The 18,943-nt window shown below is 65.8% G+C and carries 16 protein-coding genes and 1 tRNA gene; 14 read left to right on the plus strand and 3 right to left on the minus strand.

Annotated features, from left to right (window positions below; genetic code table 11):
* The first annotated feature begins 7 nt into the window (after positions 1-7).
* From AC1M2K_RS12240 to AC1M2K_RS12270, 7 genes are all read left to right on the plus strand, one after another.
* Positions 8-922, plus strand: coding sequence for a diacylglycerol/lipid kinase family protein (locus tag AC1M2K_RS12240; protein ID WP_480241206.1), 915 nt, complete (start codon positions 8-10; stop codon positions 920-922).
* Between the two features lie 41 nt (positions 923-963).
* Positions 964-1,036, plus strand: a tRNA-Glu gene (locus AC1M2K_RS12245).
* 252 nt (positions 1,037-1,288) lie between these two features.
* Complete coding sequence (locus AC1M2K_RS12250) at positions 1,289-2,917, plus strand: ABC transporter substrate-binding protein (protein ID WP_480241207.1); 1,629 nt, start codon at positions 1,289-1,291, stop codon at positions 2,915-2,917.
* Positions 2,918-2,998: 81 nt separating this feature from the next.
* Positions 2,999-4,117 (plus strand): ABC transporter permease, encoded by a 1,119-nt coding sequence (locus AC1M2K_RS12255; protein WP_480236854.1) that lies wholly within the window; start codon positions 2,999-3,001, stop codon positions 4,115-4,117.
* 2 nt (positions 4,118-4,119) lie between these two features.
* Positions 4,120-5,178 carry an ABC transporter permease gene (locus AC1M2K_RS12260; protein ID WP_480236853.1) on the plus strand — a complete coding sequence of 353 codons (1,059 nt, stop codon included), beginning with the start codon at positions 4,120-4,122 and terminating at the stop codon, positions 5,176-5,178.
* A complete protein-coding gene (locus tag AC1M2K_RS12265; RefSeq protein WP_480236852.1) occupies positions 5,175-6,863 on the plus strand; it encodes an ABC transporter ATP-binding protein in 1,689 nt (562 codons plus the stop codon). The genes AC1M2K_RS12260 and AC1M2K_RS12265 overlap by 4 nt, the downstream gene beginning before the upstream one ends.
* Before the next feature lie 21 nt (positions 6,864-6,884).
* On the plus strand, positions 6,885-7,892 hold the full coding sequence (locus AC1M2K_RS12270; protein ID WP_480241208.1) for a DUF418 domain-containing protein: 1,008 nt from the start codon (positions 6,885-6,887) through the stop codon (positions 7,890-7,892).
* A 19-nt stretch (positions 7,893-7,911) separates the two neighbouring features.
* On the opposite strand, the gene AC1M2K_RS12275 is transcribed toward AC1M2K_RS12270, so the two are convergent.
* Both AC1M2K_RS12275 and AC1M2K_RS12280 read right to left on the minus strand, forming a co-directional pair.
* Complete coding sequence (locus AC1M2K_RS12275) at positions 7,912-9,699, minus strand: glycoside hydrolase family 15 protein (protein WP_480241209.1); 1,788 nt, start codon at positions 9,697-9,699, stop codon at positions 7,912-7,914.
* A 92-nt stretch (positions 9,700-9,791) separates the two neighbouring features.
* Positions 9,792-10,463, minus strand: coding sequence for a TIGR00645 family protein (locus AC1M2K_RS12280; protein ID WP_480241210.1), 672 nt, complete (start codon positions 10,461-10,463; stop codon positions 9,792-9,794).
* A 342-nt stretch (positions 10,464-10,805) separates the two neighbouring features.
* On the opposite strand from AC1M2K_RS12280, the gene AC1M2K_RS12285 reads away from it, so the two are divergent.
* From AC1M2K_RS12285 to AC1M2K_RS12315, 7 genes are all read left to right on the plus strand, one after another.
* Positions 10,806-11,807 carry a TerC family protein gene (locus AC1M2K_RS12285; RefSeq protein WP_480236848.1) on the plus strand — a complete coding sequence of 334 codons (1,002 nt, stop codon included), beginning with the start codon at positions 10,806-10,808 and terminating at the stop codon, positions 11,805-11,807.
* Between the two features lie 209 nt (positions 11,808-12,016).
* Positions 12,017-13,507 carry a 3-isopropylmalate dehydratase large subunit gene (gene leuC / locus AC1M2K_RS12290; protein ID WP_480241211.1) on the plus strand — a complete coding sequence of 497 codons (1,491 nt, stop codon included), beginning with the start codon at positions 12,017-12,019 and terminating at the stop codon, positions 13,505-13,507.
* Positions 13,508-13,509: 2 nt separating this feature from the next.
* A complete protein-coding gene (leuD, locus tag AC1M2K_RS12295) occupies positions 13,510-14,106 on the plus strand; it encodes a 3-isopropylmalate dehydratase small subunit (protein ID WP_480241212.1) in 597 nt (198 codons plus the stop codon).
* Positions 14,107-14,169: 63 nt separating this feature from the next.
* Positions 14,170-15,495: a UDP-N-acetylglucosamine 1-carboxyvinyltransferase gene (murA, locus tag AC1M2K_RS12300; RefSeq protein WP_480236845.1), complete on the plus strand. Its 1,326-nt coding sequence runs from the start codon at positions 14,170-14,172 to the stop codon at positions 15,493-15,495.
* Between the two features lie 7 nt (positions 15,496-15,502).
* Entirely contained in the window at positions 15,503-16,264 is a 762-nt protein-coding gene (locus AC1M2K_RS12305) for a lysophospholipid acyltransferase family protein (RefSeq protein WP_480241213.1), read from the plus strand.
* The gene (locus AC1M2K_RS12310; protein ID WP_480236843.1) at positions 16,261-17,388 is read left to right on the plus strand and encodes an NAD(P)H-dependent glycerol-3-phosphate dehydrogenase; all 1,128 of its coding nucleotides are present in this window, start codon (positions 16,261-16,263) and stop codon (positions 17,386-17,388) included. The genes AC1M2K_RS12305 and AC1M2K_RS12310 overlap by 4 nt, the downstream gene beginning before the upstream one ends.
* Positions 17,291-18,409 carry a D-alanine--D-alanine ligase family protein gene (locus AC1M2K_RS12315; RefSeq protein WP_480241214.1) on the plus strand — a complete coding sequence of 373 codons (1,119 nt, stop codon included), beginning with the start codon at positions 17,291-17,293 and terminating at the stop codon, positions 18,407-18,409. The genes AC1M2K_RS12310 and AC1M2K_RS12315 overlap by 98 nt, the downstream gene beginning before the upstream one ends.
* Here AC1M2K_RS12315 and AC1M2K_RS12320 read toward each other — a convergent pair.
* The gene (locus AC1M2K_RS12320) at positions 18,398-18,919 is read right to left on the minus strand and encodes a DUF3515 family protein (protein ID WP_480241215.1); all 522 of its coding nucleotides are present in this window, start codon (positions 18,917-18,919) and stop codon (positions 18,398-18,400) included. The genes AC1M2K_RS12315 and AC1M2K_RS12320 overlap by 12 nt on opposite strands.
* Between the last annotated feature and the right edge of the window lie 24 nt (positions 18,920-18,943).

Below are 18,943 nucleotides of genomic sequence, written 5' to 3' on the forward strand. Positions count from 1 at the left end.
CAACAGCGTGAACCCGATCACACGCCACATCGCCGTGGCGATCAACCCGACCGCATCCTTCGGCCGGACCCAAGACGTCGGCCCTGCCGTGGTCGACGCTCTCCTGGCGGCAGGCCACCACGTGAGGGCGCTGAAGGAGCCGAACGCCGAGCTTCTGCGTATCGCCGTCGCCCGCGCCGTCGACGACCGCGTGGACGCCCTCGTGGTCGTCGGAGGTGACGGGATGGTCAGCCTGGCCGTCAACGAACTCGGGGACAGCGGCATCCCCCTGGGGATCGTGCCGAGCGGAACCGGGAACGACACAGCACGCGGTCTCGGGATCCCCGTCGACGACACCGTCGCGGCCATCAGTGGCCTGCTGAGTGCTCTCGGCACTGCGCCGCGGGTGATCGACGTGGGTGTCGTGCGTCACGGCATCTCCGAGACCCGGTTCGTCGGCGTCGTCTCGGCCGGGTTCGACGCCCTCGTCAACGACCGCGCCAACTCGTGGCGGCGGCCCAGGGGCAAGAGTCGGTACACCCTCGCGTTGCTCCGTGAGCTTCTCTTCCTGTCGTCCAGACGGTACGACCTCGTTGTCGATGGCGTGCCCATCGCCGTGGACGCCGTCCTCATCTCTGTGGCGAACAACGTGTCCATCGGAGGCGGGATGAAGGTGGTTCCGCATGCCCGGGTGGACGACGGGCGGTTCGACCTCTTCACGGTCGCTCCTGTCGGCAGATTCCGGCTGCTGCGGTTCTTCCCCAAAGTATTCGCCGGCACGCATACACAGCTGGATGTCGTGTCATTTCGCACTTTGGAAAGAGTCAGGATCGATGCAGATGGTGTCGTCGCGTACGCGGATGGAGAGCGGATCGGCCCGCTCCCGATCGACATCCACGTGCTCCCCGGAGCGCTCCGGGTTCTCGCTCCCGGGCTGATTTGATCACCGCCGATTCGTGTGCCATACTCGAACACGTTGTTTCCGGCCCCATCGTTTAGCGGCCTAGGACGTCGCCCTCTCACGGCGGTAACACGGGTTCAAATCCCGTTGGGGTCACAACACGCCCGGTTCCCTTGAAAAAGGGGGCCGGGCATTTTTGCTTTCTCTCCCACGTACAGCGATCTCCGCAATTCGCTGCAGTATCTTCGCCGTATTGTTGCGAATGTGTAAATCCCGCGCGTCCTGGGCCGTAGTGCCTCACGTCCTGCATAGTCCTGTGCTAGTAAAGGAACACACCAAAGCACTGCGGCGTTGCAGAGAACTGTCTGCGCGCCCTCTGTCCGCACATTCACAGAAGGGGAGACGGATATGGCATCCGCATCCACCAACGGCAAGCGAATCGCAACGGTCACAGCAGCTTTCGCTGTCACGGCCCTCGCGATCTCCGGCTGCGCAGGCACGTCCGGCGACAAGTCATCAGACGGCAAAGCGTCATCGATCACGGTGGGAACGACCGACAAGGTCACGACCCTCGACCCGGCCGGTTCGTATGACAACGGCTCATTCGCCGTGATGAACCAGGTGTTCCCGTTCCTCATGAACACCCCGTACGGCAGCCCGGACGTCGAACCCGACATCGCCGAGAGCGCCGAGTTCACCTCGCCGACCCAGTACACGGTCACGCTCAAGGAAGGACTCACCTGGGCGAACGGCAACGAGCTCACCTCCTCAGACGTGAAGTTCTCGTTCGACCGCCAGCTGGCGATCGCCGATGACAACGGTCCCTCCTCGCTCCTCTACAACCTCGACAGCGTCGAGACCCCTGACGAGCTGACCGCGGTCTTCAACCTCAAGCAGGAGAACGACCAGGTCTTCGCGCAGATCCTCTCGAGCCCCGCAGGCCCGATCGTCGATGAGGAAGTCTTCGCGGCTGACGCGATCACTCCCGACAAGGAGATCGTCGACGGTGAAGCCTTCGCCGGCCAGTACACGATCGCGAGCTACGACTTCAACAACCTGATCTCGTACAAGGCGAACCCCGACTACCAGGGACTGCTCGGTGCGGCCGAGACCAAGACGGTCAACGTCAAGTACTACGCCGAGTCCTCGAACCTCAAGCTCGCCGTTCAGGAGGGCGACATCGACGTGGCATTCCGCAGCCTCAGCGCCACGGACATCGCCGACCTCGAGGGCAACAAGGACGTCAAGGTTCACCAGGGCCCCGGTGGAGAGATCCGCTACATCGTCTTCAACTTCAACACTCAGCCGTTCGGCGCGACGACCGCGGAGGCCGACCCGGCCAAGGCACTCGCCGTCCGCCAGGCCGTTGCCGACCTGATCGACCGCGACGAGATCGCTGAAGAGGTCTACAAGGGCACATACACGCCGCTGTACTCCTTCATGCCTGACGGCCTGACCGGCGCGACCACCGTGCTCAAGGACCTGTACGGCGACGGCAGCGGCGCACCTTCTGAAGAGAAGGCCGCTGAACGTCTCGAGGCCGCGGGGATCACCGAGCCCGTTGAGCTGAACCTGCAGTACTCGAACGACCACTACGGTCCGTCCTCTGGCGACGAGTACGCGCTGATCAAGTCGCAGCTCGAAGAGTCGGGACTGTTCACGGTCAACCTGCAGACCACGGAATGGGTGCAGTACTCCAAGGACCGCTCGAGCGACGTCTACCCGGCGTACCAGCTCGGATGGTTCCCGGACTACTCCGACGGTGACAACTACCTCACGCCGTTCTTCCTGATCGAGAACTTCCTCGCCAACCACTACGCGAACCAGGAAGTCAACGACCTGATCCTGAAGCAGGCATCGACCGTCGACCCCGACGAGCGTGCCGGCGTGTTCGAAGAGATCCAGGCGAAGGTTGCCGAGGACCTCTCGACGGTTCCGTACCTCCAGGGATCGCAGGTCGCGGTCGCCGGAGCCGACGTCGGCGGGGTCACCCTCGACGCGTCGTTCAAGTTCCGCTACGCGACGCTGACCAAGTAAAGTAACCGGCCGAAGTATTCTTCGGTCTCCTCGTGCAGGGCGATCGGTCGACAGACCGGTCGCCCTGCACACCCTTTGTGATTGGCAGGTCGAACCCTGAGTTCCCTCACTCTCCCCGCGAACGGGAGTCAGACACCGGCGACGAAGCCGGCTCCCGCACGTTCCCGGAAGCGCCTCGGCGGCAACCTCTGGCGCTATCTCCTCATCCGTTTCCTCCTGATCATCCCCACGATCTTCATCCTGGTGACGCTCGTCTTCGTGCTCATGCGCACGACAGGCGACCCGATCACGGCCGCCCTCGGCGACCGACTCACCGCCGACCAGCTGGCCGAGCGCATCGCCGCCGCCGGCTACGACCGGCCGATCTTCGTGCAGTACTTCGAGTACCTCGGACAGATCTTCACGGGGAACTTCGGCACGACCCTCAGCGACAACCGGCCCGTCATCGAAGTGCTCTTCGTCTACGGCGCCGCGACGCTGGAACTGGCGTTGTATGCGCTCGTCGTCGCCTTCGCCGTCGGAATCCCGCTCGGTATGGTCTCGGCCTACTTCCGCGACAAGGTGCCTGACGCCGTTCTCCGCGTGCTCGCCATCCTCTTCTACGCCATCCCGGTGTACTTCGCCGGCATGTTGATGAAGCTCGTCTTCTCGGTCTGGCTCAAGGTCCTGCCCGTCTCAGGGCGTGGCACCACGAACACCGAACTCGAGATGCAACTGCTCGAGGGCAAGACAGGGATCTACCTCTGGGATGCACTCCGCATCGGGGATCCCGAGATCCTGGGCGACGTGGTCGCCCACGCGGTCCTTCCCGGACTGACACTCGGACTGCTCACGGCGGGAATCTTCCTCCGTCTCGTCAGGACCAATGTCATCGGGACGCTGTCAACGGACTACGTCGACGCGGCCAGGTCCCGCGGGGTGAGCGAGTACCGTCTCGTCACGAAGCACGCTTACCGCCCGGCGCTCATTCCCATCATCACGGTGATCGGACTCCAGATCGCCCTGCTGCTCGGCGGCGCTGTCCTGACCGAGACGACCTTCGAATGGAAGGGGCTCGGATTCCAGCTCACCGAATACCTGCAGGCACGTGACTTCGTCGCGGTGCAGGGCATCGTCGTGCTCCTCGCCGTGATCGTGGCCGTGACCAACTTCATCGTCGACGTGATCGCGGCGCTCATCGACCCGCGAGTGAGGTACTGACCATGGTGACCACACCTCAGACATCGACGGTTCCCCCTGTGCGCAAGCGGAGCCTCTGGCGACGCCTGCCCGTCGTCCACCAGCTGCACCAGAGTGTCGGGATCCAGCGCGGGATGCTCGTCGCCGGCCTCGTTCTCACCGCCCTGTTCATCCTCACGGCGATCTTCGCCCCTGTGCTCGCGCCGTATGGGTTCAGCCAGCTGCGGGACGCAGACGGGCCGTTCGGCGCACAACAGCCCCCGAATCCCGAGCACCTGCTCGGCACCACCGTCGGCGGGTACGACGTGTTGTCCCGGGTCATCTGGGGAGCGCAGACCGGGCTCGGCGTCATCGTCGTTGCCGTCATCCTGTCGATCTTCGCCGGTGTCGCTCTCGGCCTCGTCTCCGGCTATTTCGGCGGCTGGCTCGACCGCGTGCTCGTCGTGATCTGCGACGCGATCTACGCCTTCCCGACGCTGCTTCTCGCGATCGTCATGTCGATCGCGATCTCGGGTGGTCAGTCCAGCCTCTGGGGCGGCATCCTCGCGGCGGCGATCTCGATCACCGTCGTCTTCATCCCGCAGTACTTCCGGGTGATCCGCGCCGAAACCGTGCGGATCAAGTCGGAGGCGTACGTCGAATCGGCGAAGGTCGTCGGCACGAGCAACGTCCGGATCATGTTCCGCCACGTGCTCAGGAACGCCACACGGACCCTGCCGCTGATCTTCACGCTCAACGCCTCCGAGGCCATCCTCACCCTGGCGGGCCTCGGATTCCTCGGTTTCGGCATCGAGCCCACATCGGCGGCAGAATGGGGCTTCGACCTCAAGCAGGCCCTCGCAGACGTGTCCAGCGGGATCTGGTGGACCTCGATCCCGCCCGGTCTCGCGATCGTCCTCACGGTGATGGGTGTGACCCTCGTCGGCGAGAGCCTCAACGACCTCGCCGACCCGCGCCTGCGCGGCCGCCGTGCCGTCGGAGCCGCGTCAGGTACCGTCGCTGAGACATCCGTCGTACCCGGCGGAACGCTCACTGCAGGCCCCGGCGGACTCGCCGGGCTCGAGAACGAAGGACGACCATGAGCGACGTGCTGCAGATCAGAAACCTGGACGTCTCGTTCGCGACGGACGCCGGAGCCGTGAAGGCTGTCGATCAGGTGAGCCTCACCGTCGCACCAGGCGAAGTCCTCGCCATCGTGGGGGAGTCCGGCAGTGGCAAAACCGTCACAGCGAAGACCATCCTCGGTCTCCTTCCCGAGACGGCGACGAGTGCCGGCGCCATCATCCTGCGGAGCAGGGACGGGATGTCCGAGAACGACGTCGTCTCGGTGTCGAAGGACGAACTCCGCCGGATCCGTGGCGCAGACGTCTCGATGGTGTTCCAGGAGCCGTCGAGCGCCCTGAACCCGGTCTACACCGTCGGCTGGCAGATCGCCGCCGGCCTCAGGGCCCACGACCCGAAGTTGAAGCGCCAGGCGGCACGCGCTCGTGCCGTCGAGATCCTGACCCAGGTGGGCATCCCCGACCCGGAGACCCGCGTCGACTACTACCCGCACCAGTTCTCCGGTGGCCAGAAGCAGCGTGTAGTCATCGCCATGGCGCTCGTGCTGAACCCGGGACTCATCGTCGCCGACGAGCCGACGACCGCCCTCGACGTCACCGTGCAGGCCGAGATCCTCGACCTTCTGCGGCGCTGTCGCGACGAATTCGGTGCGTCGATCGTGCTGATCACCCACAACATGGGTGTCGTCGCCGACCTCGCCGACCGGGTGGCCGTGATGTACCAGGGTCGCGTCGTCGAAGAAGCAGATGCCCTGACCCTCTTCGCGAACCCGCAGAACGACTACACGAAGAAGCTCCTCGCCGCAGTGCCGAGGATCGGGCAGAAGATCGAGGCCGCCGAGAGGAAGGCTCCGGTCGACACAGCCGCCGTCCCTGTCGTTCGTGCCGAGAACCTGCAGATCGAATACCCCGGCCGTCTCGGCCGGCCCGGGTTCGTCGCCGTGGACGGCGTGTCCTTCTCCATCGCCCCCGGTGAGGTCGTCGGACTGGTGGGGGAGTCGGGGTCAGGCAAGACCACGATCGGTCGCGCCATCGCCGGACTCACCACGGTGACCGGCGGGTCGCTGACCGTGCTCGGAACCGAGATGAACGGGGTGAAGGAGAGCAGGTTCCGGCCGCTCCGCCGCTCCATCGGATTCGTGTTCCAGGACCCCGGAACGAGCTTCAACCCGCTGCTGACCATCACCGAGTGCGTCGCAGAGCCCCTCAAGGTGCACCGTAAGGATCTCGACCAGAGAGCCGTCACCCAGCGTGTGGGTGAACTCCTCGAGGCGGTTCAGCTGCCAAAGGCTTTCGGCAACAGGTACCCGCACGAACTCAGCGGAGGCCAGCGTCAGCGTGCCAGCCTGGCGCGCGCCCTCGCCTTGGACCCGAGCCTGCTCATCGCCGACGAGCCCACATCGGCGCTGGACGTCTCCGTCCAGGCCCGTGTGCTCGAGCTGTTCGCCGAGCTGCAGAGCGAACTCGGCTTCGCTGCGCTGTTCATCAGCCATGACCTCGCGGTCGTGGACATCCTCTCCGACCGGATTGCCGTGCTCTACCACGGCAAACTCATCGAGGAGGGGACGGGCGACGAGGTCCTCGGGGCACCGAAGGACCCGTACACGCAGAGGCTGCTGGCTTCGCTGCCGGTGCCGGATCCGATCGCGCAGGCCGAACGACGCCGCGTGTTGGCGACCCTGCGTTCAGCAGACGCGCCTGCCTGAGTCTCACCGCAGGTGACCGCCGTGTCCGACCCCGTCGCTGTGGGAACTCCCCGCATCGCCGGGGTCGACATCGCGCGCGGCCTCGCCATCCTCGGGATGTTCGTAGCTCACGCGATGCCGAGGGACGGTGACGGTGAACTCCTCGTCGACGGGCGTTCATCGATCCTCTTCGCCGCACTCGCCGGCGTCTCGCTCGGGCTGCTGTCTGGAGGGGAGGAGGCGCCTGCTCGCGGTGCGCGCGGAGGCATCCGACGCGTCGTCCTCGTCCGTGCCCTCTTCGTGTTCCTGCTCGGCGTGCTGCTCGCCACCCTCGGCAGCGAGATCGCCATCATCCTCGACTATTACGCCGTCATGTTCCTGCTTCTTCTCCCGCTCCTCTTCCTGCCGCGGGTCGCGCTGGCGGTGATCGCTGCAGTGCTCCTCTTCGCAGCGCCTGCGCTCGCGCGGCAGGTCGCTCCGGAGGATGATGTCGTCCGTTCGGCGATCGAGCTCGCCCGGGACTATCTCCTGACGGGGGCGTACCCGGCACTCGTCTGGCTACCCGTCCTCATCGCCGGACTCATCGCCGCGCGGTCCGGCCTGCGCCGGCGCCGAACGCAGGCCTGGATGATTCTCGGCGGGTCAGCGGGCGCAGTAGCCGGTTACGGCGGCGCAGCCGTGCTTCCCGACGTCACGGCGGCAGCCCATTCCTCATCGACAGCCGAGATGCTCGGTTCGGGCGGAACGGCGATCGCCGTCATCGGTCTCCTGGTCCTCGCCACGACGGGCGAAGGGGCGCCCAGCGCCGTCAGGTTCGCGTTGTGGCCTCTCGGTGCGACAGGGGCGCTGGCGCTCACCGTCTACACGACCCAGATCGTCGTGCTCGCGATGGTGGCAGGGGCCCGAGATGCCGGTGGTCCCGACTACCCGGGCTGGCCATTGCTGATCGGTCTGGCGGTGGCGTCGATCGTCGGAGCAAGTCTGTGGCGGTACGTCTTCGGTCGCGGGCCGATGGAGCGGCTGATGGCCCTGGCGTCCGGCAGGCGGTGATCAGCGGCCGCCCTGGTGATCAGGCGGCCCTGCGGGCGTCACCGGCGCGGATCGCCTTCGCGGCGAGCACGAGCGCGAGGTGGGAGAACGCCTGAGGGGTGTTGCCGGCCTGGCGGCCGTTCGTCACATCGTATTCCTCGCTCAGCAGGCCGACATCGTTCGAGAAGCCGACGAGCCGGTCCATGAGCGCACGCGCCTCATCGAGCCGGTCGGTGCGGGCGTACTGGCAGACCAGCCAGAACGAGCAGGCCAGGAATGGATGCTCGTCGCCCGGCAGTCCGTCGACACCCGCCTGCGTCCGGTAGCGCAGCAGCAGGCCCTCGCGCAACAGGTCTGCCTCGATGGCGGCGACCGTGCCGAGCATCCGCGGGTCGTCCGCTCGACAATAACCGGCGTCGACGAGCTGCAGCAGCGAGGCGTCGACCTCGGTGGTGCCGTAGAACTGCGTATAGGTGTTCCGCGCTTCGTCGAAGCCTTCAGCTTCGATCTCCTCACGGATGAGCGCCCGCATCTCGATCCACCGGTCGACAGGGCCGTCGAGACCGAAGTCGGTGACCGCCCGGATCGCGCGGTCGAACGCCGCCCACATCATGACGCGGGAGTGGGTGAAGCGGCGGGGCTCCCCCCGGATCTCCCAGATGCCCTGGTCGGGTGTCTGCCAGTGGGTCTCGATGAAGCTCACCAGGGAGCGCTGCAGCGACCATGAGAACGAGGTCTCCTCGACCCCGGCGACGCGAGCATCGTGGAGGGCGATCATGACCTCGCCGATGACGTCCGACTGGAACTGCAGTGCCGCGGCGTTGCCGATCCGCACCGGCGACGAGCCGGCGTAACCGGGCAGGCTCGGCATCTCCCGCTCGAGCAGGTCGCGCTCCCCCCCGAGGCCGTACATGATCTGCACGTCCTTCGGATCGCCGGCGATGGCCCGCAGAAGCCACAGCCGCCAGCGGTCGACTCCCTCGGTGATGCCACACGAGAGGAGCGCGGTGACCGTGAGCGATGCATCGCGAAGCCAGACGTACCGATAGTCCCAGTTCCTGCTGCCACCGAAGTTCTCGGGCAGAGACGTCGTCGCGGCTGCGACGATGCCGCCAGTCTCCTCGTGCGTGAGCGCCCGCATCACGAGCAGGGACCTGGCCACCTCGCTGGAGTACGCGCCGTGCTGCTCGAAGATCCCCGACCAGTCCTCCCACCAGTCGCGGGTCATCGCGAGCTGTGAGTCGACGTCGATCGCGGCAGGCGGTTCGCGGTGGGAGGGGAACCAGGTCATCGTGATGTCGACGATCTCGCCCGTGGCCACGACGAAGGAACCGGCGTGCTCGTGGTCGGTGGCGGCCATCTCCGGCCCGCGGACGATGACGCCATCGGGTCCGGCAACGGCGACGAGCGCTGTGCCGTCGTCACCGTGGATCTTCCGCACCCAGGGCATGGCCATCGAATAGCCGAACCTGATGCGCAGCCGTTGGCTGAGTTCGACGTGGCCGGAGATGCCACGCACGCGGCGGATGATGTCGGCGCGGTGGTCGGCGCGAGGCATCACGTCGGTGACCTCGACGATGCCGGTCGCGGTCGTCCACCGTGTGATGAGTGTGAACGAATCGCCTTCGTACGACCGGGTCGCTGTCGCATCGGGGTCGGTCGGCGCCAGGTGCCAGCGGCCGTGGTCCTCGGTGCCGAGCAGTGCGCCGAACATCGACGGGGAGTCATACCTCGGCATGCACAGCCAGTCGATACTGCCGTCGGCGCCGACGAGCGCCGCCGTGTAACAGTCGCTGATCAGCGCGTAGTCTTCGATTCCCATGGCCACGGGTTCAGTGTGTCATCCGCGGACCGGGTCGTCGGCGTTCTCCCGCCGGTTCCCCAGCAAAGCCGATCACGGGGCTGGAGGCGGGAGTTGCCTCAGAACCGGGCGGGCGAGCGGTCCGCTGCGGCCCTGGCGATCGCGTCGTGGTCGACATGGCTGTCGGTGAGCCGGCGTTCGGCCGTTCCGTGTCCCGCAGGGTCCGCGTCGACACCCGGCATCCCCGGCAGCGGCTGCGCGGGGTGTGCCGTGCTCTTCGACATCCGGTCGATGGCGGCGAGAGCGAGCGCCGAGACGATGAACACCATGTGGATGACGACCTGCCAGAGGACGCCGAGCGAGGTGTAGTTCTCGTCCGTCACCTCCTGGCCGCTTCCGGCATCCGTCATGTTGCCCACCTCGATGAAGGTCTTGAGCAGGTGGATCGACGAGATCCCGATGATGGCCATCGCCAGCTTGACCTTGAGCACGTTGGCGTTGACGTGGGAGAGCCACTCGGGCTGGTCAGGGTGCCCGTTGAGGTTGATCTTCGACACGAACGTCTCATACCCGCCGATGATGACCATGATCAGCAGGTTCGCGATCATCACCACGTCGATGAGGCCGAGCACGGCGAGCATCACGCTCGCTTCGGTGACGTCGGCGGAGTGGTTGATCACGTCATCGCCCAGGTGCCACAGCTCCTGGATGAAGACCCACACGTAGATGAGCTGGGCGACGATGAGTCCCAGGTAGAGCGGAGCCTGCAGCCAGCGGCTGAGGAAGATCATGTAGCCGATGCTGGAAACTGCCAAACTGCGAACGGGCGGATTCGGGGATGAGGACACAGGAGCTCCTGGGGGATGAGGGGCGACGGATGCCGCGCGAAGGCGCGTTGCGTAAATCCTAGGGTGGAGAACCTGCGAGTTTCCGCCGCGGTGGTGTGCACGGCAGGCCGTGAGGATCGGCTAAAGTGGACACAGCGAAGGGGAGTATCCCTCTGCACGGCATCCGTCATCACGGGTCACATCGTTGAGACCCCGGGCGTCGTGGCACGGCCGTTCCCCGGCCGATGCGGGAGAGACTTTCGGGCGTTCACCGCACCCACTCACACTCCCACCGAAAGGTCCCGGATGCACCCGGTATTGCCCCTCTGGTTCGAAATCGGCTCATACGTCGTGCTCGGACTCATCCTGCTCGCCGACCTCCTGCTCGTCGTCAAGCGGCCGCACATCCCATCGATGAAGGAATCCACCCTCTGGGTCGTCTTCTACGTCACCCTCGCGCTGATCTTCGCCGGGCTGATGTTCCTCATTTCCGGCGGTGAGTTCGCGGGGCAGTTCCTGGCCGGCTGGCTGACGGAGTACAGCCTGTCGATCGACAACCTGTTCGTCTTCGTCATCATCATGGCGCGGTTCTCGGTGCCGAAGCGGCTGCAGCAGGAAGTGCTGATGGTGGGCATCATCATCGCCCTCATCTTCCGCGGAATCTTCATCGTCCTCGGCGCGCAGCTGATCGAGAGCTTCAGCTGGGTGTTCTACCTCTTCGGCGCCTTCCTGCTCTACACGGCGTGGAAGCAGGCGTTCGGCCACAACGACGATGCCGAGGACGGCGAGACCGCACTCATCACATACATGAAGCGCCACATCAGCATCTCGCCCGAGTTCCACGACTCGAAACTTCGCACCGTCATCGACGGCAAGAAGGTGTGGACGCCGATGCTCATCGTGTTCATCGCGATCGGCACGACCGATGTGATGTTCGCTCTGGACTCGATCCCCGCGATCTTCGGAATCACGCAGAGTCCGTTCATCGTGTTCACCGCCAACATCTTCGCGCTCATGGGTCTCCGCCAGCTCTACTTCATGCTCGGCGGTCTTCTCGAGCGCCTGGAGTACCTCAAGTACGGCATCGCTTTCATCCTCGCTTTCATCGGCGTGAAGCTGGTGCTGCACGCCATGCACGAGAACGAGCTTCCGTTCATCAACAACGGCCAGCACATCGAGTGGGCGCCCGAGATCAACACCTGGACCTCGCTCGGCGTCATCATCATCTCGATGGCCGTCGCCACCATCGCAAGCCTCATCAAGTCAGGCCGCGACGCGCGCAAGAAGGAATCGATCTCGATCGACTGACCACGCTCAGCAGATGTCGGCGTCCCGGGTTTCTCCCGGGGCGCCGTCCTCGTTTCAGGCGCGCCAGCGGGAGGCGACCGCGAGCGGATGTTATTCTGGCTTCGTGCTGTTCGGGTTCCTTCTTAGTCGCCGCGACGGGGCCTAACTTTCCAGGCCTCCCCGTCGCGGGGTTCGACTTGCCTGATCCACCCTTTCTTGCGAGGACACTGATGCAGCAAAACACCGTGACGTCTGCCGGTCAGGAGACCGACACCGCCAAGCACCCCCGCCATGCCGCGCCGGCACGACAGCCGCGCACCCTGGCCGAAAAGATCTGGGAAGACCACCTCGTCGCCAAGGGCGAAGACGGCACCCCTGACCTCATCTACATCGACCTCCACCTCGTGCACGAGGTCACCAGCCCGCAGGCGTTCGACGGACTCCGGCTCGCGGGCCGCCCGGTGCGCCGGCCCGACCTGACGATCGCCACCGAGGATCACAACACGCCGACACTGGCGATCGACAAGCCCATCGCCGACCTCACGAGCCGCACCCAGATCGAGACGCTGCGGAAGAATGCCGTCGAATTCGGTGTCCGCCTGCACTCGCTCGGCGACATCGAGCAGGGCATCGTGCACGTCGTCGGGCCCCAGCTCGGACTGACCATGCCGGGGATCACCGTCGTCTGCGGTGACTCCCACACCTCGACGCATGGAGCTTTCGGCGCCATGGCGTTCGGGATCGGGACGAGCGAGGTGGAGCACGTGCTCGCCACCCAGACCCTTCCGCTCAAAGCGTTCAAGACGATGGCGATCAACGTCGAGGGGACGCTGCGACCTGGCGTCACTGCGAAGGACATCATCCTCGCCGTCATCGCCAAGATCGGCACAGGCGGGGGCCAGGGCTACGTGCTCGAATACCGCGGCTCGGCCATCCGTGCGCTCTCGATGGAGGGCAGGATGACGATCTGCAACATGTCGATCGAAGCCGGCGCCCGCGCGGGGATGGTCGCACCGGATGAGACGACCTACGAGTACCTGAAGGGTCGCCCGCACGCTCCTCAGGGAGCCGACTGGGACGAGGCGGTGGCCTACTGGGACACCCTGCCCACTGACGAGGGCGCGACGTTCGACGCCGAAGTGTTCCTCGACGCTGACACGCTCGATCCGTTCGTGACCTGGGGAACCAACCCCGGGCAGGGTGTCTCGCTCAGCGACGCCGTCCCGAACCCGCACGACATCGCAGACCCGAACGAACGCGCAGCAGCCGAGCGCGCCCTCGAATACATGAACCTCACGGCGGGCACGCCGATGAAGCAGATCCCCGTCGACGCCGTGTTCATGGGCTCGTGCACGAACAGCCGGATCGAGGACCTCAGGGCGTTCGCCTCGGTCATCGAAGGCAAGAAGAAGGCCGACGGTGTTCGTGTCATGGTCGTGCCGGGCTCGGCCCGCGTGCGGATCGAGGCGGAGGCAGAGGGCCTCGACAAGATCATCACCGATTTCGGCGCCGAGTGGCGCTTCGCCGGCTGCTCGATGTGCCTGGGAATGAACCCGGACCAGCTGGCCCCGGGGGAGCGATGCGCATCGACGAGCAACCGTAACTTCGAAGGCCGCCAGGGCAAGGGCGGACGCACCCACCTCGTCTCACCGCTGGTCGCAGCGGCGACGGCGATCCGCGGCACCCTGTCGAGCCCCGCCGACCTCGAAGGAGCGAACTGACCATGGAGAAATTCACCACAGTCACCGGTATCGCCGCGCCGCTCACCCGGTCGAATGTCGACACCGACCAGATCATCCCCGCCGTCTACCTCAAGCGGGTGACCAAGACCGGCTTCGAGGATGCCCTCTTCGCCGCGTGGAGGCAGGATCCCGACTTCGTGCTCAACCAGCCCCCGTTCCAGGGCGCCAAAGTCCTCGTCGCCGGCCAGGATTTCGGCACAGGTTCGTCTCGTGAACACGCCGTCTGGGCGCTCAGGGACTTCGGGTTCCAGGTCATCCTGAGCCCGCGTTTCGGCGACATCTTCCGGGGCAATTCGGGCAAGCAGGGCCTGCTGGCCGCGCAGATCTCCGAAGAGGACACGAAAAAGATCTGGGCGAAGATCGACGAGCAGCCGGGAATAGAGATCACGGTGGATCTGGTTGCACAGACGGCCACTATAGGTGACCTCACGGTTTCATTCGAGATCGATGATTACACTAGGTGGCGGCTCCTCGAAGGCCTCGACGACATCGGTCTCACCCTGCGTAACGAAGCGCAAATCACCCGGTTCGAGGCCGCACGAGAGTCCTGGAGACCCAGGGCTCTTCCGATCAAGTAACAGGCAGCGCAGGTAATTCATTTGACTTCACTTCTTCAGGACGCATCACGGGCAGGAGCCAGCGTGGGCCTCACAGGCGACACAATCACCATTCACGGTGGACGTCCGCTCCGCGGCCGCATCGAACTGAAGGGCGCGAAGAACCTGGTCACCAAGGCCATGGTCGCAGCGATCCTCGGTGAGACCCCCAGCGTTCTGCGCGACGTGCCAGACATCAGCGACGTCCGTGTCGTCCGCGGCCTCCTCGACGTCCACGGCGTCAAGGTCACCAGTGACGAAGACGGTGTGCTGCACCTCGACCCGTCCAACGTCGAGAGCGCCCACATGGCCGACATCGACGCGCACGCGGGTTCGAGCAGGATCCCGATCCTGTTCTGCGGTCCACTGCTGCACCGTCTCGGCGAGGCGTTCATCCCCGACCTCGGCGGATGCCGCATCGGCGACCGCCCGATCGACTACCACCTCGAGGTTCTCCGCCAGTTCGGCGCCGTTGTCGACAAGCTGCCCAGCGGCATCAAGATGACCGCGCCGAACGGGCTCAAGGGCACCAAAGTGCACCTGCCGTACCCGAGCGTCGGGGCGACCGAGCAGGTCCTGCTCACCGCCGTCCGTGCCGAGGGCATCACCGAACTCCGCGGCGCGGCGATCGAGCCCGAGATCATGGATCTCATCAACATCCTGCAGAAGATGGGTGCGATCATCACGGTCGACACCGACCGCGTCATCCGCATCGAGGGTGTCGCCCGCCTCGAGGGGTACTCGCACACCGCGCTCTTCGACCGCAACGAGGCCGCCAGCTGGGCCGCAGCCGCACTCGCCACCGAGGGAGACATCTTCGTCGGCGGCGCCCGTCAGCCGGAGATGCTCACCTTCCTCAACGTCTTCCGCAAGGTCGGCGGCAAGTTCGACATCGCTGACGACGGCATCCGGTTCTACCACCCGGGAACCGAGCTGAACCCGGTCATCATCGAGACCGACGTGCACCCCGGCTTCATGACCGACTGGCAGCAGCCTCTCGTCGTCGCGCTGACCAAGGCGAAGGGTGTCTCCATCGTCCACGAGACCGTCTACGAACAGCGTTTCGGGTTCGTCGACGCTCTCGTCGAGATGGGCGCGACCATCCAGGTGCACAAGGAGTGCCTGGGAGGCCAGGCCTGCCGGTTCGGACAGCGGAACTTCAACCACTCGGCCGTCATCTCCGGTCCGACCCACCTGCACGGCGCCGACATCGTCGTTCCTGACCTGCGCGGTGGCTTCTCCCACCTCATCGCGGCCCTGAGTGCGGAGGGAACCTCGAGGGTCTCGAACGTCGGCATCATCAGCCGCGGTTACGAGAAGTTCATCACCAAGCTGGAGCAGCTGGGAGCCGACTTCGTTCTCGAAGGTTGATGCGCGGGTGACCACGACGCAGAAGCGCAGGAGGGCGAGCCACGAGAAGACCAGGCCCTCGATCTACTGGCTGTTGGCGTGCATCGCACTCCCGCCTGCCGGATTGATGATGAAGGTTCGGATCACGGACGGGCACAAGCTGCCCATCGACGGCCCGTTCGTGCTCGCTCCGAATCATTTCAGTGAGATCGACCCGATCGTGATCGGCGTCGCCGTCTGGAAGATGGGCAGGCAGCCCCGGTTCATGGCGAAGGCCGGGCTGTTCAAGGTTCCCGTCATCGGCTGGTTGCTGACGAAGTCAGGCCAGATCCCTGTCGAGCGGGCCGGGACGACGCGGGGGAACGATCCCGTTCGCGCCGGCGGAGTGCTCGTCGAGAAGGGTCAGGGCGTCGTCATCTACCCGGAGGGCTCGCTCACCCGCGACCCAGACATGTGGCCGATGCGCGGCAAGACCGGTGCCGTGCGGGTGGCGCTCACCCACGGCATCCCCATCACTCCGATCGCTCACTGGGGCACAGACAAAGTGATGGCGCGATACTCACGCAAGATCAGCTTCTTCCCGCCGAAGGAGATCCGCGTCAAGGTCGGCGACCCCGTCGACCTCTCGGCATTCGCCGACCGTCCACTCGACGCGGCCACCCTCACCGAGGCGACCGCTGTCGTCATGACCGAGATCACGGCTCTGCTCGAAGACCTCCGCGGCGAGAAGGCACCCGCCGAGCCCTGGGACCCGAGCAAGCACAACCAGAAGGACACGGGTCGATTTTGAGCCGACGACTGACAGCACCGGCGCGCGTCGCCGTGCTCGGGACCGGCAGCTGGGGCACCACTTTCGGAAAGATCCTCGCCGACGGCGGCGCCAACGTCACCATGTGGGCCCGTCGACCGGAGCTCGCAAGGGAGATCGCCAAGCAGCACCGCAACAGCGACTACCTGCCTGGCATCCACCTGCCTGCGAACCTCACGGCGACGTCGAACCTGTCCGAGGCCCTGCACGGCGCCCAGCAGGTGTTCATCGCCGTCCCGAGCCAGTCGCTCCGGGACAACCTCGTCGCGATCCGACCGTTCATCGGGCCTGAGACCATCGTCGTGTCGCTGATGAAGGGCGTCGAGAAGCGTTCGGGACTGCGGATGAGTGAGGTGATCCGGCAGGGTCTCGACATCGACCCGACGCGCATCGCCGTGGCATCCGGTCCGAACCTCGCGCTCGAGATCGCCAGGGAACAGCCCACGGCCGCCGTGGTCTCCTCGGTGAGCCTGGAGACCGCCCAGGCCGTCGCTCTGCTCGCCCGCAACCGCTACTTCCGCACGTTCGTCAACACGGATGTCATCGGCACCGAATTCGGCGGTGTGCTCAAGAACCTCATCGCCGTGGCCATCGGCATCGTCGACGGCGTCGGCTACGGCGAGAACACCAAGGCGTCGATCATCACCCGTGGTCTCGTCGAGATGACAGACTTCGCGGTGGCCCAGGGCGCGCAGGCCGAAACCCTCGCAGGGCTGGCCGGACTCGGCGACCTCATCGCCACCTGCCAGTCGCCTCTGTCACGCAACAACACGGCCGGCAGGCTTCTCGGTCAGGGCTACAGCTACTCGGCGGTGGTGAAGCAGATGCAGCAGACCGCGGAGGGCCTCGCATCCGTCGCGCCCGTGCTCGAACTCGCCAGGTCGATCGGCGTGGAGATGCCGATCGTCGAGCAGGTCAAACAGGTGCTCGACGGCACCCTCGACCCCAAAGACATTGCACCTCACCTCACGACAGACAGCGACGAGCCGCAAGGCGAAAGGACGAACGATGACGCAGAAGCGCCTGGTGGTGGTGTTGTTTGGAGGTCGATCAAGCGAGCATTCGATCAGCTGCGCGACGGCGGGCGGAGTCCTCAAAGCAATTGATCGCAGCCGCTTCGACGTGATCCCTGTCGGGATCACCCGTGACGGCGCTTTCGTGCTCGAGCAGGACGACCCGGCGAAATTCGCGCTCGACCCTGCCAGGCTCCCAGAAGTCGTCGACAACGGCAGCCGGGTGCGCTGGCCTGACAGCATCCGTTCCCGCGAACTCCGTGTCACAGACGTGGACGGTGTTGAGCGGTCTCTCGGCAGCCCTGACATCGTGTTCCCCATCCTCCACGGGCCGTTCGGCGAGGACGGCACCCTGCAGGGGATGCTCGAGCTCGTCGGCTACCCCTATGTCGGCAGCGGCGTCCTCGCGTCTGCGCTCGGGATGGACAAGCACTTCACCAAGACCGTGCTCGAACACGCAGGAATCGCCGTTGCGCCGTGGCGCACCGTGAGCGACAGCGAGTACCTGGCGCGACCCGAGGTGGCCGCTGAGGCCCTCGAGGCGCTGGGAACCCCCGTCTTCGTCAAGCCTGCCCGCGCCGGCTCCAGTGTCGGCGTCAGCCGCGTGTCAGATGTCTCGGAACTGGATGCCGCGATGCGCGTCGCTCTCGCCGAGGACTCCAAGGTGCTCATCGAGGCCGGTGTGCCTGGGCGTGAAGTCGAGATCGCCGTCCTCGGCGGTCGTCCTGGGGAGCCCGCACGGGCATCCGTCGCCGGTGAGATCGTGCTGAGCGGTCGTGAGTTCTACGACTTCGACGCCAAGTACCTCGACGCCCCTGGCATCGACCTCGTCTGCCCCGCAGACCTCTCTGCTGACGAACTCGCGCGCGTGCAAGGCGTCGCGATCCGCGCGTTCGACGCGATCGGTGCCGAGGGGCTGGCCCGGGTGGACTTCTTCCTCACCGCAGACGGCCGCATCATCGTCAACGAGGTCAACACGATGCCCGGATTCACGCCGATCTCGATGTTCCCCACCTGCTGGATCAAGTCGGGGCTGAGCTACGAAGACCTCATCACCGAACTGCTCGAGGTCGCTGCAGCGCGTCGCCCGGCGGCCGCGGTGCTAGTCGGCTGATTCCGGCTCGAGGAGGTCTTCGGCGCCGACGCACGCCGATGTGGCCGGGACCGCCTGCACGGCGGCGGTCAGGTCGATCAGTGCCGTCGTCCCTGAGACGCCGCCTGTTGCGGCATCCGCGTTGATCACGACTTCGATCGCGGGGTCGCGGCCGTACGTCGTGTAGCGGTAAGTGTCGTCTGCGGCTTCGGACTCGTCGGCGATCCAGTCGACACCGTTGAGCGAGATGCACGCGTCGGTGGTCGGACCCGGAACGGCGACCCCGCAGTGCAGGATCACCGCTGCGGGGTCGCCCCATGCGCCGGTCGCCTGTGCGGCCGTCTCGCGCTGCGGTTTCTCGGCGACGACCTCAGGCAGTCGCACGGTGACGTCCGCGCACGCCGGGTTGTTCGCGTCGTCAGCAGCGGACAGCGGAACCGCCTGGGCGCAGCCGGTGAGGAGCGTGGTGGCGACAGCGACGAGGACGGTCGTGCGGGCGAGGGAACGGAGAAGCACGGTGCGGGGAGACATCACTCTCAGGCTACCGTTGAACGC

The organism is Mycetocola sp. Y171 (genome assembly GCF_056713165.1).